Source organism: Haloactinopolyspora sp. (assembly GCF_027324685.1).
In the GTDB taxonomy this organism is placed as follows: Bacteria; Actinomycetota; Actinomycetes; order Jiangellales; family Jiangellaceae; genus Haloactinopolyspora.
On record NZ_DAHVSH010000050.1, the window covers coordinates 1 to 5,355 of the forward strand.

Annotated in this window: 5 protein-coding genes; all 5 read left to right on the forward strand. The window is 68.3% G+C overall.

Annotation, left to right across the window (positions count from 1 at the left end):
- The coding region (locus M6444_RS06540; RefSeq protein WP_298324488.1) for an ABC transporter substrate-binding protein at positions 1-1,113 on the forward strand (1,113 nt) is incomplete at its 5' end.
- A gap of 5 nt (positions 1,114-1,118) precedes the next feature.
- Positions 1,119-2,063 carry a sugar ABC transporter permease gene (locus M6444_RS06545; RefSeq protein ID WP_298324491.1) on the forward strand — a complete coding sequence of 315 codons (945 nt, stop codon included), beginning with the start codon at positions 1,119-1,121 and terminating at the stop codon, positions 2,061-2,063.
- Positions 2,060-2,983 (forward strand): carbohydrate ABC transporter permease, encoded by a 924-nt coding sequence (locus M6444_RS06550; protein WP_298324494.1) that lies wholly within the window; start codon positions 2,060-2,062, stop codon positions 2,981-2,983. The genes M6444_RS06545 and M6444_RS06550 overlap by 4 nt, the downstream gene beginning before the upstream one ends.
- Before the next feature lie 20 nt (positions 2,984-3,003).
- Entirely contained in the window at positions 3,004-3,768 is a 765-nt protein-coding gene (locus tag M6444_RS06555; RefSeq protein WP_298324498.1) for an SDR family NAD(P)-dependent oxidoreductase, read from the forward strand.
- A partial coding sequence (locus tag M6444_RS06560; protein ID WP_298324501.1) for a heparinase II/III family protein occupies positions 3,765-5,355 on the forward strand: 1,591 nt, incomplete at its 3' end. The genes M6444_RS06555 and M6444_RS06560, both read left to right, overlap by 4 nt.

Below are 5,355 nucleotides of genomic sequence, written 5' to 3' on the forward strand. Positions count from 1 at the left end.
GAGCTTCTGCCACAGTTCTACGAGCAGTACCCCGACGTCAGCGTCAGCGTGGACTACACCACCTACGGCACGCTGAACGAGAAGCTCACCACCGCCGTGGCCAGCGGACTGGTCCCCGACGTGATGATGATGGGTGTCGGCTGGGTCGAAGGCTTCGCCGACAAGGGGGTCTTGCGCGACCTGTCCGAGTTCGGCATCACGGCCGAATCGCTGCAGGAGTCCTACACCGAGCAGATCGTGCGGGCGGGCATGTGGGAGGACAGCGTCTACGCGGTGCCGATCATGCTCGACACCCGGTTCGCCGTCGCCCGCAAGGACATCCTGGCCGAGGCCGGATTCGACGAGCCGCCGAGCAGCTGGGACGAGTTGCGTGAGTACGCGATCGCGTTGACCGAGCGTGAACCGGACGGCACGCTGACCCGCGCCGGCTTCGACATGCTCTCGCACGACCTGCGGCAGATGTACGAAGTCTTCCTCTTCTCCTCCGGTGCGTCGCTGTTCAACGACGACGTGACCGAGCCCGCGTTCAACTCGCCCGAAGGCGTCGAGGCGCTGCAGTTCATGACCGATCTCATCAACGAGGACAAGGTCGAGGACATCGGCTTCTCCGGCAGCGACTCTCAGGTTCACCCCCTGGTCAACGGACGTGCCGCGATGGGCTTGGCCCACAACAACCTGTGGTTGCAGGTGCAGGAGTCCGCACCGGAGCTGTCCGACCAGTTCGTGCCGTTCCTGATCACTGGCGAGCAACCGGGCATGTTCTTCGGCGGCACTCTCGCGACCGTCTCGGCGAACTCCGAGCACCCGGAGGCAGCCGCGGCCTTGCTGGAGTTCCTGTCCGGCCCGGAGGCGGCGCTCGCGGCCAACGAACAGCGCGGCAACGTGCCCGCCCTCACCGAACTGCTGGACACCGACTACGTGCAGAAGAACCCGTTCGTCCAGTTCGCGATGGAGAACCTCGAACACGCGCAGAACGAGGGCGGCCCGCCGCAATGGATCGAGATCCGCGGCGAGTTCACGCCGGCGATCGAAGCCGCGCTGCTGGGTCAGAAGACTCCGCAGGAGGCGCTCGATGATCTCGCCGCGACGGCCAGCGAGGCGATGGGTCGCTGACGTCGATGTCCATGACGACCGAGTCGCTCGAGACGACCGCCGACCTCCAGGACCACGCCCGGCGTCCCAGCCGGGGTCGGCGGTCGTCGGGCCGCAAGCTGCGGCGCGCGGGCTGGCTGATGGTGACACCGGCGCTGGCCCACACCATCGTGTGGATCGCCATCCCGGTCGTCGCGACGTTCGTCCTGAGCTTCACCAACTACGAGGTCTTCTCCGCGCCGGAGTTCATCGGCCTGGACAATTACGTCGAGCTGTGGAACGACGACGTCTTCCGCAAGGCCACGTGGAACACGGTCATCTACACGTTCTTCACTGTGCCGTTCTCGATGGCCGTCGCGGTGGTCGTGGCCGTACTGCTGAACCAAAAGATCCGCGGGCGTACGGCGTTCCGGGCTGCGTTCTTCCTGCCACAGGTGACGGCCACGGTGGCGATCGCGATGGTGTGGCTGTGGATGTACAACCCGCAGTACGGCCTGCTCAACGCGTTGATGTCGTTCCTCGGGCTCCCGACTCAGGCGTGGCTGGCCAACCCGGACTGGGCCTTGTGGGCGGTGATACTGGTCGGGATCTGGCAGGGCATCGGCATGAAGATGCTCATCTACCTGGCCGCGCTGCAGAACATCGATCACCACCTCTACGAGGCGGCGTCGATGGACGGCGCGTCCAGCGTGCGGCAGTTCTTCTCGATCACGTTGCCGATGCTCAAACCTGCGACCTTCTTCGTCTTCGTCGTCTCGATCATCGGAGCGTTCCAGGTGTTCGACCAGGTCTACGTCCTCACCGACGGAGGGCCGGCCAACGCCACGACGATGATGACCTACGAGGTGTACCGGGCCGCGTTCCAGGACTTCCGGATGGGGCTGGCCTGTGCGCAGTCGGTCGTGCTGTTCGCCTTCTTGTTGGTCCTCACCATGATCAACCGGCGGCTGACGGGCGGTGACGACCAATGACCAGCCAGGTGGAACCGGTGGCCGTGAGCGGTAAACCGCGGCAGTCGGACGCGCCGCACCGGCGTGGTCGCATGCGACGGCTGGTGCTCGCCGTCGTGCTGGGCATCGGGGCGTTCACCATGATCGTGCCGTTTCTCTGGATGGTGCTCACCTCGGTGAAGAGCCCGGAGGATCTGGCGACCTTCCCGCCGTCGTTCTGGCCGGACGAGTGGGTGTGGAGCAACTACCGCGACGCGCTCGATGCGGCACCGTTCGGGACGTACTTCCGCAACAGCCTGATCATCGCCACCGGGCACACCGCGATCACCTTGGTCTTCGCGGCGATGGCCGGATACGCGCTGGCGCGGATCCCGTTCCGCGGTCGCGAGATCGTGTTCATCGGCTTCATCGCCATGCTGATGATCCCGACGTACACGAAGATCGTGCCGCAGTTCCTGATCGTGAAGTTCATGCCGCTGTTCGGTGGCAACGACATCTTCGGTCAGGGCGGCAGCGGCTGGTTGAACACGTGGTGGGCGCTGCTCATCCCGGGCGGGCTGAGCCCGTTCGCGATCTTCTTGTTCCGGCAGTTCTACCTGTCGTTGCCGCGCGAGCTGGAGGAGGCGGCCCGGATCGACGGGCTGGGCGAGCTGCGGATCTGGGCCCAGGTGTACACGCCGCTGGTCAAGCCCGCGATTGCGACGGTAGCCCTGCTGACGTTCCAGGACAGCTGGAACAACTTCCTGTGGCCGCTGCTGGTGACCACCCGGGACGACCTGCGCGTGATTCAGGTGGGCCTGGCGGTGTTCCAGCAGCAGGAGTCCACCGCGTGGGCGTACCTGATGGCCGGTACGACCCTGGCCACGGTTCCCATGGTGGTGCTGTTCCTGCTGGCGCAGCGCTACTTCATCCAAGGCTTCACGAATGCCGGAATCAAATGACACCGACCGAGAGGACACTCATGCAGATCGACCTGACCGGACGACGGGCGCTCGTCACCGGTGGAGGCAGCGGTATCGGCGCGGCGATCGCCAGGACCCTGGGCAGATGCGGCGCCGACGTCGTCGTGCACTACGCGTCGAGTGCGGACGGTGCCGAGGCCGTCGTCAAGGATCTCGTGGGCGACGGCCGGCGATCGGTGTCCGTACCGGCCGATCTGACCGATACCCAGCAGGCGACACAGCTCGTCGAGCGGGCGGCCGACGAGCTCGGCGGCCTGGACGTCGTCGTCAACAACGCGGGTCACCTGGTCGGCCGTTCGGAGGTGGCCGAGATGAGTGACGAGCACTGGGCGAAGGTCATGGCCGTCAACGTCACCACCACCTTTGCCGTCACCCGAGCGGCCATCCCGCATCTGCGGCGCTCCGAGGCCGGTCGCGTCGTGCTGATGTCGTCGCTGGCGGCGGAGAACGGCGGGGGCAAGGGCTCGGTGGCCTACGCCACGGGCAAGGCCGCCGTCATCGGCTTCGGTCGTGGCCTGGCCAAGGAGCTCGCGCCCGACGGCGTGACGGTCAACGCCGTGGCGCCGGGTTTCATCGGCCAGACGGCGTTCCACGACACCTTCACCCCACCGGAGGCACGGGCAGGCATGGTCGCCGGCATCCCGCTCGGTCGCGAAGGCACGCCCGACGACGTCGCCAACGTGGTGGCGTTCCTGGCCTCGCCGCTGTCGTCGTACATCACCGGGCACGTCGTCGACATCAACGGAGGGCAACTGTTCCGGTGACCACGATCCCCTGGGCCCGCGGCGGATGGTGGCACGACTACGTCTGTCCGAGCCACGGAACCGAACTGCGCCCACCGACTGCTGCGGGGTACTACCCGTGCCCGCACGGGTGCCAGCTGAGCGGCGAGCCGTACACATCAGCGTGGACGGTGCTCGAACACCAGGCCATGGCGCGAGAGATGCGTCTTCGCGCCCGGCGCTACCGAGCCGCCGCGGACCCGGTTGACCTGGACCGTGCGGTCGAGCTGCTCAACGCCTACGCCCGGCTGTACGCCGAGGTGGCAGTGAGCGGGTGGAGCGAGCGGGCCCAGGGGTGGATGCTGCGCGGCAAGCTGTTCTCGCAGGCGTTGACCGAGGCATTGTGGGGCGTGCAGGTCGCCGACGCCGTGGCGGTCCTGGCCGGTGCCGCCACGGCGCGGCACCGGCTCGACGACGAATCGGTGCACGGATTGCTGCGGGCACTTCGCACGACGGTGTCCGATGCGCGCAGACTCCTGGTCGACGAACGCGGCGAGCTGCGCAGCAACTACACGGCATGGCTGGACTGCGCGGGCGCGAGCGTGGCCCGCGCGCTGGTGGCGCTGGGTGAACCCGACGACCCCGAAGCGTGGCACCAAGCAGCGCACGAGCAGCTGCGCGCAGCGGTGAGCGACGACGGCTGGGAGTGGGAAGCCGCGACCTACTACCACCTGTTCGTCCTGCGGGCTCACCTGCTCGCCCTGCACGGCACCGACCCGGCCGGGCTGCCGCCGGACGTGATCGACCGGCTGGCGGGCATGGTGCAGGTGCTGGTGTCACTCGCCGCCCCGGACGGCGAGTTGCCGATGCTCCACGACGGCCCCTACCGCCGCGACGGCGCATTGCTGGAGCTGATCGAGGTCTGCGTCCTGGCCGGCCAGCTCTGGGAGTCGACCGGCCTCGACCGGGTGGAGGCGCACGCCCGCCGCGAGCTCGCAGCACCGCACGACGGGCTGGAAGACCTGCTGGACGGGTGGTTCGCCGGCCCACCGTTGCCCAAGCTCGACGCGCACCGCGAGTCGGTGCACTTCGCCGATGCCGGCATCGTGGTGCTGCGTGACCAGGCCGACACCTGGCAGGCGGTCGTCGACGCCGGCCCGCACGGTGGCTCGCACGGTCACCTGGACAAGCTGGCGCTCTACCTCTACGGCGCGTACGGCTCGTGGCAACCTGCGCCCGGCGTCCCGCCGTACGGCAGTCCGCTACGCCGCGGCCACTACGCCCGCACGCTCGCCCACCCGACGGTCCGCATCGACGACGCCGACCAGCAACCGTGTACCGGCCGGGTCGAGCGCTGGGACCCGGGACCGCCGGCCCGCGCGGTGCTACGCGCCGACGACGCGTTCCCGGGCGTGGCGCTGCGCCGCTGGCTGATCATGACCGCCGACTATCTGCTCGACGTCGTGCGAGCACGATCGGGCTCCGGGGAGGAGCGCACGGTCACCTTGGGGTTCCGGCCCGCCGGCGGGCTCGACGTCCAGGCCACGGGCACCGACTGGCGAACGCACTGGGCGCCGCGGCGCGGCGGCACCTCGTTGCACGCCATCCACACGGCGTCCGGTCCGGCTG

What these genes read in the sequence shown, in the direction of transcription:
- M6444_RS06545 (WP_298324491.1), top strand. Translation starts at nt 1,119, where the DNA reads ATGTCCATGACGACCGAGTCGCTCGAGACGACCGCCGACCTCCAGGAC.
- M6444_RS06550 (WP_298324494.1), top strand. Translation starts at nt 2,060, where the DNA reads ATGACCAGCCAGGTGGAACCGGTGGCCGTGAGCGGTAAACCGCGGCAG.
- M6444_RS06555 (WP_298324498.1), top strand. Translation starts at nt 3,004, where the DNA reads ATGCAGATCGACCTGACCGGACGACGGGCGCTCGTCACCGGTGGAGGC.